The sequence below is a fragment of the Stenotrophomonas sp. YJH_SMC_58 genome, from assembly GCF_059369635.1.
The window spans coordinates 213,258-231,197 of sequence record NZ_JCAFSW010000002.1; the positions used below are offsets into that span (position 1 = coordinate 213,258).

Consider the following 17,940-nt stretch of genomic DNA (forward strand, 5'->3'; position numbering starts at 1 on the left):
CTGAAACGGGGTTCAAGTGTTAACGGCAACTTTGCAGATCGTCAAGACTTTGACACGACAAATCCTATTGCCGTGAAGCAGTTCACTCTTTTCCCTGTTTATGAAAGGATTTTGTTAGCGACGCGTGACGTAACCCTGTCGCCTGAAAATCCATGTAACTCGCGGGTACATCAGGATTTTCACACGCGCAAAGAAAAAACCCGCCGATCAACGGCGGGTTTTTCCATACGCAACGGCATTGAAGCCTGCGCGGTGTGGTGCGATCAGCCGCACCACACCCGCGCGTTGCGGAACATGCGCATCCACGGCGAATCACCCTGCCACTCGGCCGGGGCCCAGCTCATGTTGAGCGCGCGCGGGGTGCGTTCCGGGTGCGGCATCATGATGGTCACGCGGCCGTCGCTGCTGGTCAGGCCGGTGATGCCGTCCGGCGAACCGTTCGGATTCAGCGGGTACTGGCTGGCGACGTTGCCGTGGCCATCGATGTAGCGCAGCGAAACACGGGCCGCGGCCTGGTCGACCGCGTTGTCGAACACCGCCTGGCCTTCGCCATGCGCCACTGCCACCTGCAGGCGCGAACCGGCCATGCCACGCAGCAGGATCGACGGAGATTCCACCACTTCCAGCAGCGCGGTACGGGCTTCGAACTGCTCGCTGGCATTGCGGCGGAACTGCGGCCAGTGTTCGGCACCGGGAATGATGTCCTTCAGCTGGCTCATCATCTGGCAGCCGTTGCACACGCCCAGGGCGAAGCTGTCCTCGCGCGCGAAGAACGCGGCGAAGGCATCACGCAGCGCGCTGCGCTCCAGGATCGAGGTGGCCCAGCCACGGCCAGCGCCAAGCACGTCGCCGTAACTGAAGCCGCCGCAGGCGACCAGGCCGTTGAAGTCCTGCAGGGCGACGCGGCCTTCGATCAGGTCGCTCATGTGCACATCGAAGGGCCGGAAGCCGGCACGTTCGAAGATGTTCGCCATTTCGATCTGGCCGTTGACGCCCTGCTCGCGCAGCACGGCCACGCGCGGACGCGCACCGGTGCTGATGAACGGGGCGGCCACGTCTTCATTGATGTCGAAGCTGAGCTTGGGCTTCAGGCCCGGTGCGTTGAAGGCACGGGCGATCTCACGCTCGGCGTCGGCGTTGGCCGGGTTGTCGCGGCGCTTCTGCATCGCGTGGGTGACCGACCACCATGCGTCGAACAGCGACTCCCAGCGCCATTCAGCCAGGTTCTCGCCAGCCAGCGACACGCGCACCACCGGTGCGGTGGTCGGCTTGGCGATGCGCTGCGCGCACTCGGTCAGTGCATGGCGCTCGACCAGGTCGGCGAACGCTGCGCGGTCTTCGCGTGCGATCTGCACCACCGCGCCCAGCTCTTCGTTGAACAGGCTGCGGAATGGATCGTCGCCCCAGGCATCGAGGGTGATGTCCAGCCCCAGGCGCGACGTGAAGGCCATTTCGCACAGCGCGGCGAAGGCACCGCCGTCGCTGCGGTCGTGGTAGGCCAGCAGCAGGCCGGCCTGGCGCGCATCGCGGATCAGCTCGAAGAAGCCACGCAGGCGCTGCGGGTCGTCCAGATCCGGGGCGGCACCGGCGAACGCCGGCAGGTCACCGTGGTCGGCATGCACCTGGGCCAGGATGGAACCGCCCAGGCGCTGCTTGCCGGCGCCAAGGCCGATCAGCCACAGCTCGCTTTCCACGTCGCGGTCGAGCAGCGGGGTCAGCTGCTGGCGCACATCGGCGACCGGTGCGAACGCAGAGATCACCAGCGACACCGGCGACACGCTCTTGTGCGCTTGGCCCTGGTCGTGCCACTGCGCCTGCATCGACAGCGAGTCCTTGCCCACCGGAATGCTGATGTCCAGCTGCGGGCACAGTTCCATGCCCACGGCCTTCACCGCGTCGTACAGCAGCGCGTCTTCGCCGGGGTGGCCGGCCGCGGCCATCCAGTTCGCCGACAGTTTGATCTCATCCAGCGCATCGACCGGGGCCGCGCACAGGTTGGTCAACGCTTCGCCCACGGCCATACGTGCCGAAGCCGCCGCATCGAGCAGGGCCAGCGGGGTGCGCTCGCCGATCGACATCGCCTCGCCGGCCACGCCGTCGAAGTCGGCCACGGTGATGGCCACATCGGCCACCGGCAGCTGCCACGGGCCGACCATCTGTTCGCGTGCGGTCAGACCACCGACGCTGCGGTCACCGATGGTGACCAGGAAGTTCTTCGAGGCCACCGTCGGGTGCGCAAGCACGCGCAGGCCCGCTTCCTGCAGGTCCAGGCCCGCGGTCTTCAGCGCCGGCCAGCGCGGTGCCGGCGGGTGTGCGGTATCGCGGTGCATCTTCGGCGGCTTGCCGAACAGCACGTCCATCGGCAGGTCGATCGGCGCATCGGCCGGGGTGTGGCCCGGCACGGCGCCATAGGCCACCACCAGGTGTTCCTCGGCGGTGGCCACGCCGACCGCAGCGAACGGGCAGCGCTCGCGGGCGCACAGCGCGGCGAACTCGGCCAGGCGCTCCTGGGCGACGCCGAGCACGTAGCGTTCCTGCGATTCGTTGCACCACAGCTGCATCGGCGACAGCGACGGATCATCGGTGGGCACCTTGCCCAGATCGATCACGCCACCGACCTTGGAGTCGTGCAGCAGCTCGGGGATGGCATTGGACAGGCCACCGGCACCGACGTCGTGGAAGAACTTGATCGGGTTGTTGCTGCCCATCGCCACGCAGCGGTCGATGACCTCTTGGCAGCGGCGCTCCATCTCCGGGTTGTCGCGCTGCACGCTGGCGAAATCCAGGTCCTCGGCGCTTTCGCCGGAGGCCACCGAACTGGCGGCACCGCCACCCAGGCCGATCAGCATTGCCGGGCCACCGAGCACGATGACCGCATCACCCGCCTGCAGCTGGATCTTGTCGACCTGGATACGGTCGATGGCGCCGAGGCCGCCGGCCAGCATGATCGGCTTGTCGTAGGCGCGCACCAGGTCGGCGCCTTCAGGCAGCTCGAAGCTGCGGAAGTAGCCGAGCAGGTTCGGGCGGCCGAACTCGTTGTTGAACGCGGCGCCACCGAGCGGACCATCGGTCATGATTTCCAGCGCGGGCGCCATGCGCGGGTTCAGCGCGCGCGGCGCTTCCCACGGCTGCGGCAGCTCGGGAATGCGCAGGTGCGAGACCGAGAAACCGGTCAGGCCGGCCTTCGGCTTGCCGCCGCGGCCGGTCGCGCCTTCGTCGCGGATTTCACCACCGGCGCCGGTCGAGGCGCCCGGGAACGGTGCGATGGCGGTCGGGTGGTTGTGGGTCTCCACCTTGATCTGGAACGCGCTGGGCACCTGCGGTTCACGACGGTACTCGCCGCTGGCCGGATCCGGGCGGTAGCGCGACGCCGGATGGCCTTCGATCACCGCGGCGTTGTCGCTGTACGCGCTGAGCGTGTGCTGCGGGGTCTGCTGGTGGGTGTTCTTGATCATCCGGAACAGCGAGCGGTCCTGCTCCTGGCCGTCGATGGTCCAGCTGGCGTTGAAGATCTTGTGGCGGCAGTGCTCGGAATTGGCCTGCGCGAACATCATCAGTTCGACGTCCGACGGCGAGCGGCCCAGCGCGGTGAAGCGTTCGCGCAGGTAATCGATCTCGTCCTGGGCCATGGCCAGTCCGAGGCGCTCGTTGGCGGCCTCCAGCTGGTCCACCGGCACGCGTTCCAGTTCGCCGCGGGCGGGCGCCGAGAACAGCGCCTGGCCCTGCTTCACGGTCTCCAGCACTGACTGCGTCATCGGGTCGTGCAGTGCCTTGACCAGCGCCTGCTGCACGTCGGCATCGGCCGGCCAGCCCTGCACGTCGATGCGCAGGCCCCGCTCGACCCGGCTTACCGGCTGGCCGGCACCGCGCACCAGTTCGGTGGCCTTGCTCGACCACGGCGACAGCGTACCCAGGCGCGGCACCACGATGCGGCTGACCGCGCCGTCGGCCACGGCTTCCGCCTGCGGCGCAGCTTCGAGGATGCGGCACAGGGTGGCGAGGTCGGGAGCGGCGCTGCCTTCGGGCTGCACGAAGTAGACGTGCCAGGCACCGCTGATGCGCAGGGAGGGAGCGATGGACTGCAGGCGGGATTCAAGACGTTCGCGGCGGAACGGCGACAGGGCGGGCGCGCCCTCGAGGACCATCATGTCCGGGGAACCGTAGTTGGGAAACGGGCCCGACATTGTACCGGAAGCGGGGGAAGGGCTTTGGCCGGGCGGCGCCCGGCACCCGCCGAGGCCAGGGCAACAGCAACAGCAACGGCCAAAGCAAAAGCGGGGTTCCCGTGGGATGGCGGGGTGGGTCCGGTGGCGGGGGACGCCGTAAACCCGCCCCTGGGGGCTTGGCCGCGGCATCCATGCCGCGGACTGATCTGGCCGCCCGCCACCGGACCCACCCCGCCTCCGACAGATTTCCGCGATCTGCGGTAGATCCACGCCATGCGTGGATGCTCCCCGGTAGTGCCGGCCGCTGGCCGGCAATAAGGGAACGTCGGAAGTCAGGCATTTAAGAGCGCAGCGACCGGCTTCTGCTTTTGATTTTTTGTTCTGCCTTTCGTGGCTGACCGCGCAGGAACCTGTCAGAGGCCGGGTGGGTGGGGGCAGGCGGGGTGTCCGCGGCATGGATGCCGCGGCCAAGCCCCCAGGGACGGGTTCACGGCGTCCCCGCCTGACCCCACCCACCCGGCCAAACCCATGAATTCGCGCCCGACCAGCCACGAGGGGCTCCGCCGATGGCCGCCGACCGCGCGCAGCGCCGCTCTCCATCCGGATCCCGGAACCATGCGCTTGCTCACGGATTGACCACGCGATTGATGACAACGTTGTCCCCACCTGGCGCCGGACTCTCTCCCCGGCCTCCCAGGTACCTCCGTCCGGCCCCACCCGTCGCCTTCCCGGGCGACGCCCGGACCTGCGTCACGCGCGGCGCCATCGGGGCCCGCGCGCCCTTTGATCGGAGACTTACCCATGTACGACCCGATTGTGCGCAGTGCCGAACGTGCGACCCGAAGCTGTCGTCCCCGCCGCCTGGCCTGGCTGCTCGCCGTGGCCGCCGGTGCCGCTGCCCTGCCCGGCCTGGCGCAGGCCGCCAGCTGTGCCGGCGTGGCCCAGTGGGACCAGGCCAAGATCTACCGGGCCGGCGATACCCTGCAGAAAGGAGGCGTCCTCTATCGGGCGAACCAGGACATCTGGAACGCGCCGCCGGACCATCCGGCCGGTGCGCCCTACTACACCAACCTCGGTGCCTGCGATGGCAGCGGCGCCAACCAGCCGCCGGTGGTCAGCCTGACCTCGCCGGCCAACGGCGCCACCTTCAGCGCCGGCAGCACGGTCAACGTAACCGCCACCGCCAGTGATCCGGACGGCAGCGTCGCCAAGGTCGAATTCTTCCGCGATGGCAGTACGCTCGGCGTGGCCACCAGTGCGCCGTATGCGGCCAGCTGGGCCAACGCCAGCGCCGGCAGCCACACCCTGCGCGCGGTAGCCACCGACAACAACAACGCCACCACCAGCACCCCGACCATCACCATCACCGTCAACGCCGCCGGTGGCGATACCACTGCGCCGAGCGTGCCGGGTGGGCTGGCGGCCGGAACGCGTACCGCCAACAGCATCGCCCTCAGCTGGAGCCCGTCCACCGACAACACCGGTGGCAGCGGCGTGGCCGGCTATGACGTGTACCGCAATGGCAGCCTGGTCGGTTCGCCGTCCAGTGCCAGCTATGTGGATGGCGGGCTGACCGCGTCGACCACCTACCGCTACCGCGTACGTGCCCGCGACAACGCCGGCAATGCGTCGGCACAGGGCACCGAGATCAGCGCCACCACGCTGGCCGGTGACGGTGGCACCACCGGCAAGCGGGTCATCGGTTACTTCACCCAGTGGGGCATCTACGGCCGCAACTACCGGGTCAAGAACATCGACAGCAGCGGTTCGGCCGCGCGCCTGACCCACATCAACTACGCCTTCGGCAACGTGCGCAACAACCGCTGCGAAGTGGGCGTCACCCAGCCGTCGGATCCGAACAGCGGTGCCGGTGGTGATGCCTTCGCCGACTACACCAAGGCCTTCAGTGCCGCCGAGAGTGTCAGCGGCAGCGCCGATACCTGGGACCAGCCGCTGCGCGGCAACTGGAACCAGCTCAAGCAGCTCAAGGCCAAGTACCCCGGCATGAAGGTGCTGATCTCGCTGGGTGGCTGGACCTGGTCGCGCGGCTTCTCCAGCGCGGCGCGCCCGGAAAACCGCCAGGCCTTCGTCGCCTCGTGCATCGATGCCTACATCAAGGGCAACCTGCCGGTAACCGACGGTGCCGGTGGTGCCGGTGCCGCGCTGGGCGTGTTCGACGGCATCGACATCGACTGGGAATACCCGGTGGCGTGCGGCATCGAATGCGGCAAGCCGGAAGACAACGCCAACTTCACCGCGCTGATGGCCGAGTTCCGCCGCCAGCTCGATGCAGTGCGTCCGGGCCTGCTGCTGACGGTGGCGGTGGGTGCCGGCATCGACAAGATCCGCGTCACCGACCCGGCCGCGTACCACCCGTACCTGGACTACATCAACGTGATGACCTACGACTTCCACGGCGCGTGGGATGCGAAGACCAATCACCAGTCGGCGCTGTTTGATTCGCCGAATGATCCGTCCACCGGCGACCAGAAGCTGTACAACAGCAACGACGCCATCGAGGCCTTCATCAGCCGTGGCGTGCCTGCCGCCAAGCTCAACCTGGGCATCGGCTACTACGGGCGTGGCTGGACCGGTGTGGCCAACGCCAACAACGGCCTGTACCAGACCGCGACCGGCGCTGCCCCGGGCACGTATGAAGCCGGCATCGAGGACTGGAAGGTGCTGAAGAACCTGGCGTGGCCGGGCTACACCGACAACACCGCCGGTGCCACCTGGATCTACAACGGCAGCACGCTGTGGAGCTTCGACACCCCGGCCAACATCACCCGCAAGATGGGTTACGTGAAGACCCAGGGCCTGGGCGGCGCGTTCGTCTGGGAGTTCAGTGGTGATGATGCGCAGGGCACGCTGACCAAGGCGGTCAGTGATGGCCTGAAGTAAGAAAAAAGCCGGGGATGCGACACGCATCCCCGGCTCTACAGGAAAAGGTCGGCGCCGATCAGCGCTTGGCCGACAGTTTTTCCAGCGCCGCGCGCAGCTGCGCCGGCGGCAGGTAGCCCCCCAGCTGGGTGCCGTCCGGCGCGAAGATCGCCGGCGTGCCGTTCACGCCCAGCTGCTGGCCCAGTGCGTACTGCATCGCCACCGGGTTGGTGCAGTTCTTTGCCGGCACGTTGCCACCGCGCTTGGCGTTGGTCAGTGCCTGGCGGCGATCGGCCGCACACCAGACCGAGATCATGTCGGTGTAGTCCTTGCTGCCGAGGCCCATGCGCGGGAATGCCAGATACTCGACGGAGATACCGTTGCGGTTGAGCTCGGCGATGTCCTGGTGCAGCTTGCGGCAATAGCCGCACTCGATGTCGGTGAACACGCTGATGGTGTACTTGGCATTCGGCGCGGCGAACACGATGCGGTCGCCATGGTTGGCCTTGGCCAGCAGATCGCGGCGGTAGCCGAGCAGGCCTTCGCTGTTGGCCGGGCCCTTGGCACGGGTGTCGTAAGGCTGCGACTGGAACAGGTAGCGACCGTCGTCGGACACGTACAGCAGCTGGCCGGAAACGACCACCTCGCGGAAGCCGGGGAACGGCGCGGCACCGATGTAGTCCACCTTGAAACCGGGGTTCAGGGCAGTCAACGCGGCGCGCACGGCCTGGTCGGCTGGCGCGTTGGCGGCCGGGCCGGGCTTGGCAGCAGCGGCAGGCGCCTTGGCGGCTGGCGGGGCCGGCTGGGCGCAGGCAGTCAGGCTGAGCGCACCGAACACGGCGGCGATGGCAAATCGGAGCATGGAGCAGTCCGCGACAGAAGAAGACCCCGGATTCTGACACAGCCACCGGCACCGGGCCGCGACGCCGCGCACCGCCCGGGGCCGGGGTTCAGGACACGGCTCAGCCGCGCGGATGATGCCGGGCGTGCAGTTTCTGCAGGTGCTCGCGCGCCACCAGGGTGTAGATCTGGGTGGTCGACAACGAGCTGTGGCCAAGCAGCATCTGCAGCGCGCGCAGGTCGGCACCGCGGTTGAGCAGATGGGTGGCGAAGCTGTGGCGCAGGCCGTGCGGGCTGATCCGCGCCGGGTCGATGCCGGCCACCTGCGCGTGGCGCTTGACCAGGTGCCAGAACGCCTGCCGGGTCAGCGCATGCAGCGTCGGTTCGACAAACAATGGGGTCTGCCCATCGGCCAGCGCCTGCACCTTGCCCTTGCCGACCAGCAGCGGGCGCGATGCCTGTAGATAGCGCTCCAGCCAGTGCTGCGATTCCTCACCCAGCGGCACCAGCCGTTCCTTGCTGCCCTTGCCGGTGACCCGCAGCACGCCCTGGCGCAGGTTGACCGCGGTGGCCGGCAGCAGCACCAGCTCGCTCACGCGCAGGCCGGCGGCGTACATCAACTCCAGCATGGCGCGGTCGCGCAGGCCCAGCGGGCTGTCGATATCCGGCGCTGCCAACAGCGCGTCGATCTGGCTTTCGGCCAGCGCCTTGGGCAGCAATCGTGGCAGCTTGGGCGGATCCAGCAGCGCGCTGGGGTCCTCGCCGCGTTCGCCACGGCGCACGCCATCGGCGAAGAACGCCCGCAGCGCCGACAGCAACCGCGCATTGCTGCGCGGCGACCAGCCATGACGGGTGCGCCAGGCCAAGTAGTCGAACAACCCGGGGCGCTCGATGCCGGCCAGGCCACCATCGCGCCCATCCATCCAGCGCGCCAGCCCTTCCAGGTCGCGCCGGTAGCTGTCGAGGGTGGCGCGGGCCAGACCGTTCTCGGCCCAGATCGCATCGAGGAAGCGCTGGATGCGCATGCTGTCGTCGGCGCGCAGTTCGGGCAGTTGCTGGACCAGCTGGCGGCGTTCGGCGGGGGTGGAAACAAGGGCCATGCGTGCAGGATACGAGGGCCACTGCGGATGCGGCCAGCATTGCGTATGCTCGGCGCATGTCCCGCCCCGCCATTGATACGGCCCCTGCGGCCACTACCGAGCTGCCCCGCCCGCGTGCATTGCTGCTGTGGCGCGTGCTGGCGATGGTCTACGACGCGCTTCCGGTGCTGGCGCTGTGGATGTTGGCCGGCACCCTGTTCACCCTTGCCTACACCTTCAGCGGCCACGCCCAGCGCGAGAACATCGCACCGTTCAGCGTCTGGCAGTGGCTGCTGTGGGCGGTGTGCTGGCTGGTCACGGGGTGGTATGCCACGGCCAGCTGGCGCCGTGGTGGGCAGACGCTGGGCATGCGGCCGTGGCGCTTGAAGCTGGAATCGAGTGATGGCGCGCCCCTGCGACGCACGCAGCTTTGGCTGCGCTTCGTGGTGGGCACGCTGTCGCTGCTGCTGGGCGGCCTGGGATTCTGGTGGGCATGGGCTGACCGCCAGCGGCTGACCTGGCACGACCGCGCCAGCGGCACCCGCCTGCTGCGCATGCCGAAGCGGTAACGCATCACCTTTCAATCCGATCCTACGCGGCGCTTGTGTAGAGTCGAGCCGAAGCTCGGTTGGCGGGCGGTGCGCGCAAAGCAGCCGAGCGTGGGCTATGCCTGCCGTCCCGGCCGGCACCCTTCAGGCCGTCGCCAGCGACGTTGGCAGCGGCTCCTGCCGCTACCTTCGGCTCTACAACAACGATGATCAACCCGACTTGCGCCGGAACAGCAGTCCCGATATCGCCAGCATCACGATCGGCGGCAACGCATAGGCAATGCGGTAATCGAACTTCAACGCGCCGGCCATGCGGCCGAAGAACAGCTGCAGCAGCCAGAAGCCCAGCGCGAACAGGATGCCGAGGAACAGGCGCTTGCCCATGCCACCACTGCGCAGCGAGCCGAACGCGAACGGCACCGCCGCCAGGCACAGCGCCAGCACGTTCACCGGGTAGAACCAGCGGCTCCAGTACACATCCTCGTAGTCGCGCGCGTCCAGACCGTTGCGCTCGCGGTATTCGATGCTGGTACGCAGCTCGGCCACACTGAGGTTGCGCGGCTTGGCGATGCCGGTGGCCAGCGCGCCGGCGTCCAGCTTGGAGTTCCACGGCTCGCGCGCCACTTCCTCGCGCGTGGCCGAACGTTCACCGAAGGTATCGCGGCGCACGCCGGTCAGCACCCAGCCGTCACGGTCGTGCTCGGCCGTGTCCGCATGGGTCAGCGAGGCGATCCGACCATCCTCGGCGATGCGATACAGGCGCACGTCACGCAGGATCAGCCGCGTGCCCTTGTCGCCCACCAGCTGCTCTTCGCCACCGGCGGCGCTGAGGAAGGTATCGCCCTCGCGCGCCCACAGGCCGGAATAGCGGGTGGTGGAGATGTCCCGCCCCCATTTGGCACTGGACTTCAGCGCATCGGCACGGTCCTGGCCCCAGGGGCCCAGCGTCTCGGCGCTGAGCACCATCACTGCGGTAAGCAACGACAGGGCGATGGCCACCGATACGCTCAGGCGCTTGCGCGACAGGCCCAGCGCACGCAGCGCGGTCAGCTCGGAGGTCGCGGCCAGCTGGCCCAGGCCCATCAGCGCACCGATCACCGCAGCCGTGGGGAACATGGTGTAGGCACGGCGTGGCACCGTATACAGCACCCAGGCGGCCGCATGCCCCAGGGTGTAGCCGTTCTTGCCGATGTCCTTGAACTCGCCGGAAAACGCCATCACCACGTCCAGGCCCACCAGTACGGCCCAGGTCAGCAGCACCGTGGTGAACACCGACTGGCCGAGATACAGGTCGAAACGCATCGGGCGCAGTCTCATGCGCGGGCTCCCTTCGGGCGGCCCAGGCGGCCATCACGTGCATACATCCAGATCGCCAGCGCCAGCAGCGGCAGGGTCAGCCACCACAGGCCAAGCGCAGGCGGAATCTTGCCATTGGCGATCCAGCCACTGCCGATGAACATCAGGTTGGTGCCCACCATGTAGGCCATCAGCGCCAGCATCATCCGCCCGTAGCGCTGCTGGCGCGGCGAGCTGCGGCCCAGCGGCACGGTCAGCAGCGCAAACGCCAGCGCGATCAACGGCGGGGCAAGGCGGCGATGCAGCTGTGCCTGCGCCTCGGGCCGGTCATCGCCGAACAGCTGCGTGGTCGGCATCAGTTCCGGATCATCGCCGGTACGGGTCTGCGCACCGTCGGGCAGGGCCACATCGTTGCGGGCGAAGGTGGCCAGACGGTAATCCAGCCCCCCGGCCACCGGTCCTTCCACCTGGTGGCCATCATCCAGCTCCAGGAAGCGCTGGCGAGCGCCTTCGAAGAACATGCGCCCCCCTGCGGCGGACACCACTTCCAGACGATCGTCCTTCTGCCGCTGCAGGAAGACCCGGCCCAGCTGGGTACCATCGGGCGAGATCGAGGACAGGTAGACCACGCCACCATTGGGCAGCTGGGTGAAGCGGCCCGGCTCCAGGCCCGCCATCAGCACGCTTCGATTGGCCTCGATGATCATCTGCTCGGCCACCCGGCCGGCCCACGGGCCCAGCCACAAGGAGCAGGCGCCGACCAGCGCCACCACCGGCACCACCAGCATCAGCAGCGGCCGCAGCAGGCGTTTGGGGCCCACGCCAATGGCAGTGATGACGGCCATTTCCGAGTCGCGGTAGAGACGGGCCACCGCCAGCAGCAGGCCCAGCATCAACGCCAGCGGCAGGATCAGTGGCAGGTAGGCGATGAACTGCAGGCCCAGTTGGGAGAACAGCAGCTTGGCCGGCAGGCGCCCGTCGGCGATGTTGCCGAGGATGTCCACCAGCACGCCGCCCACGCTGACCACCAGCAGGACGATCAGGGTAGCCAGGAAACTCTGGACGAAATCGCCCAGCAGGTATCGGTCGAGCTTCAGCATGGGGCGGTGGTTTAAACTCTGGGGTTCGTTCGCGGTGCCGCCCAGTCTACTGTCTGGGCGTAAACGGCCTGCGATTGTACGGACTCGCCAATGGAATCTGCTCAATGGCCCTCGAATTCACCCTGAACCACGTTGCTCCGGCCGCCGCCGCCGTTGATTGCCTGGTGGTCGGCGCGTATGCCGACCATACCCTGACCCCCGCCGCACAGGCCCTGGACGCCGCCAGCGGCGGCCGCCTGGCCTCGCTGGCCCAGCGCGGCGACCTGTCCGGCAAGACCGGCGCCACCACCCTGCTGCACGACCTGCCGGGCGTGTCCGCCCCGCGCGTGCTGGTGGTCGGTCTCGGCGACGCCGCCCGCTTCGATGTACCGCAGTACCTGAAGGCCGTTGGCGACGCCGTGCGCGCGCTGAAGGCGGGCGCTACCCGCAGCGCACTGTTCACCCTGTCCGAAGTGGCCATCAAGGACCGCGACGCGGCCTGGGCGATCCGCCAGGCGGTGATCGCCGCCGATCACGCTGCCTACCGCTACACCGCCACTCTGGGCAAGAAGAAGGCCGACGACGCCGGCCTGGCCCAGCTGGCCATCGCCGGTGACGACGCCCAGGCCCTGGCCCAGGGCCAGGCCATCGCCGCCGGTGTCGAGTTCGCCCGCGAGCTGGGCAACCTGCCGCCGAACTACTGCACCCCGGCCTACCTGGCCGAGGTGGGCGTGAAGTTCGCCGGTGAGCATGACGGTGCCGAGGCCGAGATTCTCGATGAGCACCAGATGGAAGCGCTGGGCATGGGCTCGCTGCTGGCCGTGGCCCGTGGTTCGGCCAACCGCCCGCGCCTGGTGGTGCTGAAGTGGACCGGCGGCGGCGACGCCAAGCCGTACGTGCTGGTCGGCAAGGGCATCACCTTCGATACCGGTGGCGTCAACCTGAAGACCCAGGGCGGCATCGAAGAGATGAAGTACGACATGTGCGGTGGCGCCAACGTCATCGGCACCTTCGTCGCCGCGGTCAAGGCCAAGCTGCCGCTGAACCTGGTGGTGGTGGTGCCGGCGGTGGAAAACGCCATCGACGGCAACGCCTACCGCCCGTCCGACGTGATCACCTCGATGTCGGGCAAGACCATCGAAGTGGGCAACACCGACGCCGAAGGCCGCCTGATCCTGTGCGATGCGCTGACCTATGCGCAGCGCTTCGAACCGGCCGCGCTGGTCGACGTCGCCACCCTGACCGGTGCCTGCATGGTCGCCCTGGGCCACCAGACCGCCGGCCTGATGAGCAAGCACGACGACCTGGCCAATGAACTGCTGGCCGCCGGCGAGCATGTGTTCGACCGCGCCTGGCGCCTGCCGTTGTGGGACGAGTACCAGCCGATGCTGGATTCGACCTTCGCCGACGTCTACAACATCGGCGGCCGCTGGGCCGGCGCGATCACTGCGGGCTGCTTCCTGTCGCGCTTCACCGAAGGCCAGCGCTGGGCCCATCTGGACATCGCCGGCGTGGCCAGCGATGAAGGCAAGCGTGGCATGGCCACCGGCCGCCCGGTCGGCCTGCTGAGCCAGTGGCTGCTGGACCAGGCCGCCCGCGCCTGATGCCGTACCCGACCCTGGCCGGCCCCCGCTGGCAAGGGCCTCGCCCGGCATCGCCGGGCCCCTGCCTGACCCGGATCCTGCCATGCCCCGCGCCGACTTCTACCTGATCGCCAAGCCCCGCTTCCTGACCGAGCCGCTGCGCCTGGTCTGCGAACTGGCGCGCAAGGCCAACGACGCCGGGTTGTTCACCCTGGTGCTGGCCCGCGACCAGGCCCAGGCCGAGGAGCTGGACGAGCTGCTGTGGGCGTTCGACAACGACGCCTACATCCCGCACCAGATCGCCGGCGAAGACATGGACGAGGAAGAGGCCCTGGTGCTGATCGCCGTACCCGGCACCGACGCGCCGGCACGCCCGCTGGTGATCAACCTGCGCGATGAACCCTGGCTGGGCCAGTGCGAACGCGTGCTGGAAGTGGTCCCGGCCGATCCGGAAGCGCGCGAACCGCTGCGCGAACGCTGGCGCCAGTACAAGGCCGCCGGTTACGAGCTGAACAAGCACGACATGTAAGCGCGCCCCGGCCCCCTTGATGGGCCGCCGCCGCGCCCTGATCCTTCAACGATTACCTCCTGGTTCCCCCGCATGACCCAACTCGCCTCCAGCTACGACCCGAAGTCCTTCGAGACCGACCTCTACGAGGCCTGGGAGAAGGCCGGCCACTTCAAGCCGTCCGGCACGGGCGAGCCGTACACCATCCTGCTGCCGCCGCCGAACGTGACCGGCACGCTGCACATGGGCCATGCGTTCCAGCAGACCCTGATGGACGCGCTGGTGCGCTACCACCGCATGCGCGGCTACGACACGCTGTGGCAGGTCGGTACCGACCACGCCGGCATCGCCACCGAAATGGTGGTCAGCCGCAACCTGGCGCTGGAAGGCAAGGGCGAGACCCGTGATTCGCTGGGCCGCGAAGGCTTCATCGGCAAGGTCTGGGAGTGGAAGCAGCAGTCCGGCGATACCATCGAGCGCCAGATGCGCCGCCTCGGCACCTCCGCCGACTGGTCGCGCAGCACCTTCACCATGGACCCGCAGCCGTCGGCGGCAGTGAACGAAGCCTTCGTGCGCTGGTACGAGCAGGGCCTGATCTACCGCGGCCAGCGCCTGGTCAACTGGGACCCGGTGCTGAAGACCGCCATTTCCGACCTGGAAGTGGAGAGCGCCGAGGAAGACGGCTTCCTGTGGTCGATCGCCTACACGCTGGATGAGGGCCTGAGCTACGAGCACGTCGAGCGCGATGCCGACGGCGTGGAAACCCTGCGCGAAACCCGCGACTACCTGGTGGTCGCCACCACGCGCCCGGAAACCCTGCTGGGCGATACCGCGGTGATGGTGCACCCGGAAGATGAGCGCTATGCCCACCTGATCGGCAAGAGCGTGGTGCTGCCGCTGACCGGCCGCCGCGTGCCGGTGATCGCCGACGACTACGTGGACCGTGCGTTCGGCACCGGCGTGGTCAAGGTCACCCCGGCGCACGATTTCAACGACTATGAAGTGGGCGTGCGCCACAGCCTGCCGATGATCAACCTGTTCACCCCGGTGGCGGCGCTGAATGAAAACGCACCGGAGCGTTTCCAGGGCCTGGACCGCTACGCCGCGCGCAAGGCGGTGCTGGCCGAACTGGAAGACCTGGGCATCCTGGTCGAGACCAAGGCGCACAAGCTGCAGGTGCCGCGCGGCGACCGTACCGGCCAGGTGATCGAGCCGTACCTGACCGACCAGTGGTTCGTGAAGATGGACGACCTGGCCAAGCGTGGCCTGGAACTGGTCGAAGACGGAACCATCGCCTTCGTGCCGCCGAACTGGATCAACACCTACCGCCACTGGATGAACAACATCCAGGACTGGTGCATCAGCCGCCAGCTGTGGTGGGGCCACCGCATCCCGGCGTGGTTCGACGAAGCCACCGGCAGCTGCTACGTCGGTCGCAGCGAAGAGGAAGTGCGGGCAAAGAACAACCTCGGCAGCGACGTGGTGCTGAACCAGGAAAGCGACGTGCTGGAGACCTGGTTCTCCTCGCAGCTGTGGCCGTTCTCCACCCTGGGCTGGCCCAACGAGCAGGCCATGGCCGAGCGCGGCTTCGACCGCTACCTGCCGTCGTCGGTGCTGATCACCGGCTTCGACATCATCTTCTTCTGGGTGGCGCGCATGATCATGGCCACCGACAACCTGGTCGGGAAGATCCCGTTCAAGGACGTCTACTTCACCGGCCTGATCCGCGACGGCCAGGGCCAGAAGATGTCCAAGAGCAAGGGCAACGTGCTCGACCCGCTGGACATCATCGACGGCATCACCATCGACGACCTGGTCGCCAAGCGCACCGGCGGCCTGATGCAGCCGAAGATGGTTGAGAAGATCGAGAAGGCCACCCGCAAGGAATTCCCGGACGGCATCGCCGCCCACGGTGCCGATGCGCTGCGCTTCACCATCGCGGCACTGGCCACCCACGGCCGCGACATCAAGTTCGACATGAACCGCGCCGAGGGCTACAAGAACTTCTGCAACAAGCTGTGGAACGCCAGCCGCTTCGCGCTGATGAACACCGAGGGCGCGGCGTTCACCGGCGTGCCCAGGCCGCGTACCGATGCCGAGCGCTGGATCCTCGCGCGCCTGGCCGCCACCACCGCCGAAGCGCAGGGCCATTTCGCCGCCTACCGCTTCGACCTGCTGGCGCAGTGCCTGTATGAGTTCGCCTGGAACGCGTTCTGCGACTGGTTCCTGGAACTGAGCAAGCCGGCACTGAACGGTGCAGACGCCGCCGACGCCGAAAGCACCCGCCACACCCTGCTGTACGTGCTGGAAGCGCTGCTGCGCCTGCTGCACCCGCTCACGCCGTTCATCACCGAACAGCTGTGGCAGCAGCTGGCCCCGCGCCTGGGCCTGACCGAAACCACGCTGTCGCTGCGCCCGTACCCGACCGCCGCCGAGTTCGAAGGCGATTTCGCCCAGGCCGAGGCCGACGTGGAATGGCTGAAGGCGGTGATCAGTGCCGTGCGCCGCGTGCGCAGTGAGCTGAACGTCGCGCCGTCCAAGCTGGTGCCGCTGCGCCTGCAGGCCGGGCTGGAGCAGGACCGCGTGCGCATCGAACGCTTCAGCGCCTCGCTGTCGTTCCTGCTGAAGCTGGACAGCATCCAGTGGCTGGCCGAAGGCGAAAGCGCACCGCCGGCCGCCGCCGCGATCGTGGGCGAGCTGAAGCTGCTGGTGCCGCTGGAAGGCCTGGTCGATCTCGATGCCGAGCGCGTGCGCCTGGACAAGGAAATCGCCCGCGTCGAAGCGGAGAAGGAAAAGAGCGAGACCAAGCTGGCCAAGTTCACCGACAAGGTGCCGCCGGCCGTGGTCGAGCAGGAGCGCGTGCGACTGGCCGACTGGAACACCCAGCTGGCCGGCCTGCGCGAGCAGCGCGCGAAGCTGTAAGCGCCGCGCTCTGGTGCGTGCCAACCGGGGTTGGCACCTGCCCTGCCTCGCTCTGGTGGGTGCGGACCTTGGTCCGCACTGAGCGATGTGCCAACCAAGGTTGGCACCCACCAAACCCGGAACATTTGCCCCGCATGGCATCATCGCCCGATGCCTCTTTCCATTTTCCTGCTGGTCCTCGCGGCTGCGGCCCTGCATGCCAGCTGGAATGCGATCGTCAAACGCGGGCCGGACAAATTCCTCGGCACCGTGCTGGTCACCGGCAGCGCCGCGCTGCTGTCGGCGGCCGCCTTGCCCTTCCTGCCGTTCCCGGCCGCGCACAGCTGGCCCTGGCTGGCTGCATCCGTGCTGCTGCAGGTGACCTACTACGGACTGGTGGCACGCTGCTACCAGCAGGTCGACATGAGCCTGGCCTATCCGCTGATGCGTGGCAGCGCGCCGATCCTGGTTGCGCTGGCCGGCACCCTGCTGGGCGAGCAACTGCCCCCGGCGGCGTGGCTGGGCGTGGTGCTGGTGAGCAGCGGCATCCTGTGCATGGCACTGGGCACACGTGGCGGCCAGCTGCGGCTGCCGCTGCTGACCGCGGCGATGATCGCCACCTACACCTTGGTCGATGCGCAGGGCGCGCGCCAGTCCGGCAGCGCGCTCAGTTACACGCTGTGGCTGTTCCTGCTGTCAGGCATCCCACTACCGCTGTGGGCGTTGTACACCCGCGGCGGCGCGGTGCTGGACTATGCGCGCCAGCACTGGCCGCTGGGACTGGCCGGTGGCGTCGGCACCACCGCCTCCTATGCGATGGCGTTGTGGGCCATGACCCAGGCGCCGGTGGCGATGGTCTCGGCGCTGCGTGAATCCTCGATCCTGTTCGCGTTGCTGATCTCGGTGTTCGTGCTGCGCGAGCGGATTCCGCGTGCGCGCTGGCTGGCGGCCGCGCTGATCGTCGGCGGTGTGTTGGCACTGCGGCTGGCGTGAGAAAAGCGTGCCAACCAAGGTTGGCACCTACCACGGCAGGTGACGTGTCGATGACAGCGGAGATCCA

11 protein-coding genes are annotated in these 17,940 nt (G+C 68.1%); 6 read left to right on the plus strand and 5 right to left on the minus strand.

The window, feature by feature from the left end:
• Positions 1-263: 263 nt before the first annotated feature.
• Entirely contained in the window at positions 264-4,148 is a 3,885-nt protein-coding gene (gene purL / locus AC5P68_RS03435) for a phosphoribosylformylglycinamidine synthase (protein ID WP_181453440.1), read from the minus strand.
• A gap of 819 nt (positions 4,149-4,967) precedes the next feature.
• Between purL and AC5P68_RS03440 the strand changes: the two genes are divergently transcribed.
• Positions 4,968-7,067 carry a glycosyl hydrolase family 18 protein gene (locus AC5P68_RS03440; protein ID WP_288418098.1) on the plus strand — a complete coding sequence of 700 codons (2,100 nt, stop codon included), beginning with the start codon at positions 4,968-4,970 and terminating at the stop codon, positions 7,065-7,067.
• A 58-nt stretch (positions 7,068-7,125) separates the two neighbouring features.
• Here AC5P68_RS03440 and AC5P68_RS03445 read toward each other — a convergent pair whose 3' ends face one another.
• Both AC5P68_RS03445 and xerD read right to left on the minus strand, forming a co-directional pair.
• A complete protein-coding gene (locus AC5P68_RS03445; protein ID WP_005408019.1) occupies positions 7,126-7,908 on the minus strand; it encodes a DsbC family protein in 783 nt (260 codons plus the stop codon).
• Positions 7,909-8,008: 100 nt separating this feature from the next.
• Positions 8,009-8,986, minus strand: coding sequence for a site-specific tyrosine recombinase XerD (gene xerD / locus AC5P68_RS03450; protein ID WP_024958537.1), 978 nt, complete (start codon positions 8,984-8,986; stop codon positions 8,009-8,011).
• Between the two features lie 56 nt (positions 8,987-9,042).
• Here xerD and AC5P68_RS03455 point away from each other — a divergent pair, with 56 nt between their 5' ends.
• Positions 9,043-9,534, plus strand: coding sequence for an RDD family protein (locus AC5P68_RS03455; protein ID WP_049402248.1), 492 nt, complete (start codon positions 9,043-9,045; stop codon positions 9,532-9,534).
• A 189-nt stretch (positions 9,535-9,723) separates the two neighbouring features.
• Here AC5P68_RS03455 and lptG read toward each other — a convergent pair whose 3' ends face one another.
• Complete coding sequence (gene lptG, locus AC5P68_RS03460; RefSeq protein WP_005408015.1) at positions 9,724-10,830, minus strand: LPS export ABC transporter permease LptG; 1,107 nt, start codon at positions 10,828-10,830, stop codon at positions 9,724-9,726.
• The gene (gene lptF / locus AC5P68_RS03465; protein ID WP_005408014.1) at positions 10,827-11,909 is read right to left on the minus strand and encodes an LPS export ABC transporter permease LptF; all 1,083 of its coding nucleotides are present in this window, start codon (positions 11,907-11,909) and stop codon (positions 10,827-10,829) included. The genes lptG and lptF overlap by 4 nt, the downstream gene beginning before the upstream one ends.
• A gap of 104 nt (positions 11,910-12,013) precedes the next feature.
• Between lptF and AC5P68_RS03470 the strand changes: the two genes are divergently transcribed.
• From AC5P68_RS03470 to AC5P68_RS03485, 4 genes are all read left to right on the plus strand, one after another.
• The gene (locus tag AC5P68_RS03470; protein ID WP_288418103.1) at positions 12,014-13,492 is read left to right on the plus strand and encodes a leucyl aminopeptidase; all 1,479 of its coding nucleotides are present in this window, start codon (positions 12,014-12,016) and stop codon (positions 13,490-13,492) included.
• 82 nt (positions 13,493-13,574) lie between these two features.
• The gene (locus AC5P68_RS03475) at positions 13,575-14,000 is read left to right on the plus strand and encodes a DNA polymerase III subunit chi (protein ID WP_005408012.1); all 426 of its coding nucleotides are present in this window, start codon (positions 13,575-13,577) and stop codon (positions 13,998-14,000) included.
• Between the two features lie 72 nt (positions 14,001-14,072).
• Complete coding sequence (locus AC5P68_RS03480) at positions 14,073-16,901, plus strand: valine--tRNA ligase (protein WP_033834369.1); 2,829 nt, start codon at positions 14,073-14,075, stop codon at positions 16,899-16,901.
• A gap of 150 nt (positions 16,902-17,051) precedes the next feature.
• A complete protein-coding gene (locus tag AC5P68_RS03485) occupies positions 17,052-17,873 on the plus strand; it encodes an EamA family transporter (RefSeq protein WP_184013767.1) in 822 nt (273 codons plus the stop codon).
• Positions 17,874-17,940 lie beyond the last annotated feature (67 nt).

Bases quoted from the DNA above. Each gene is read 5' to 3' on its own strand.
- purL (WP_181453440.1), bottom strand. From the start codon at position 4,148: ATGATGGTCCTCGAGGGCGCGCCCGCCCTGTCGCCGTTCCGCCGCGAA.
- AC5P68_RS03440 (WP_288418098.1), top strand. From the start codon at position 4,968: ATGTACGACCCGATTGTGCGCAGTGCCGAACGTGCGACCCGAAGCTGT.
- AC5P68_RS03445 (WP_005408019.1), bottom strand. From the start codon at position 7,908: ATGCTCCGATTTGCCATCGCCGCCGTGTTCGGTGCGCTCAGCCTGACT.
- xerD (WP_024958537.1), bottom strand. From the start codon at position 8,986: ATGGCCCTTGTTTCCACCCCCGCCGAACGCCGCCAGCTGGTCCAGCAA.
- AC5P68_RS03455 (WP_049402248.1), top strand. From the start codon at position 9,043: ATGTCCCGCCCCGCCATTGATACGGCCCCTGCGGCCACTACCGAGCTG.
- lptG (WP_005408015.1), bottom strand. From the start codon at position 10,830: ATGAGACTGCGCCCGATGCGTTTCGACCTGTATCTCGGCCAGTCGGTG.
- lptF (WP_005408014.1), bottom strand. From the start codon at position 11,909: ATGCTGAAGCTCGACCGATACCTGCTGGGCGATTTCGTCCAGAGTTTC.
- AC5P68_RS03470 (WP_288418103.1), top strand. From the start codon at position 12,014: ATGGCCCTCGAATTCACCCTGAACCACGTTGCTCCGGCCGCCGCCGCC.
- AC5P68_RS03475 (WP_005408012.1), top strand. From the start codon at position 13,575: ATGCCCCGCGCCGACTTCTACCTGATCGCCAAGCCCCGCTTCCTGACC.
- AC5P68_RS03480 (WP_033834369.1), top strand. From the start codon at position 14,073: ATGACCCAACTCGCCTCCAGCTACGACCCGAAGTCCTTCGAGACCGAC.
- AC5P68_RS03485 (WP_184013767.1), top strand. From the start codon at position 17,052: ATGCCTCTTTCCATTTTCCTGCTGGTCCTCGCGGCTGCGGCCCTGCAT.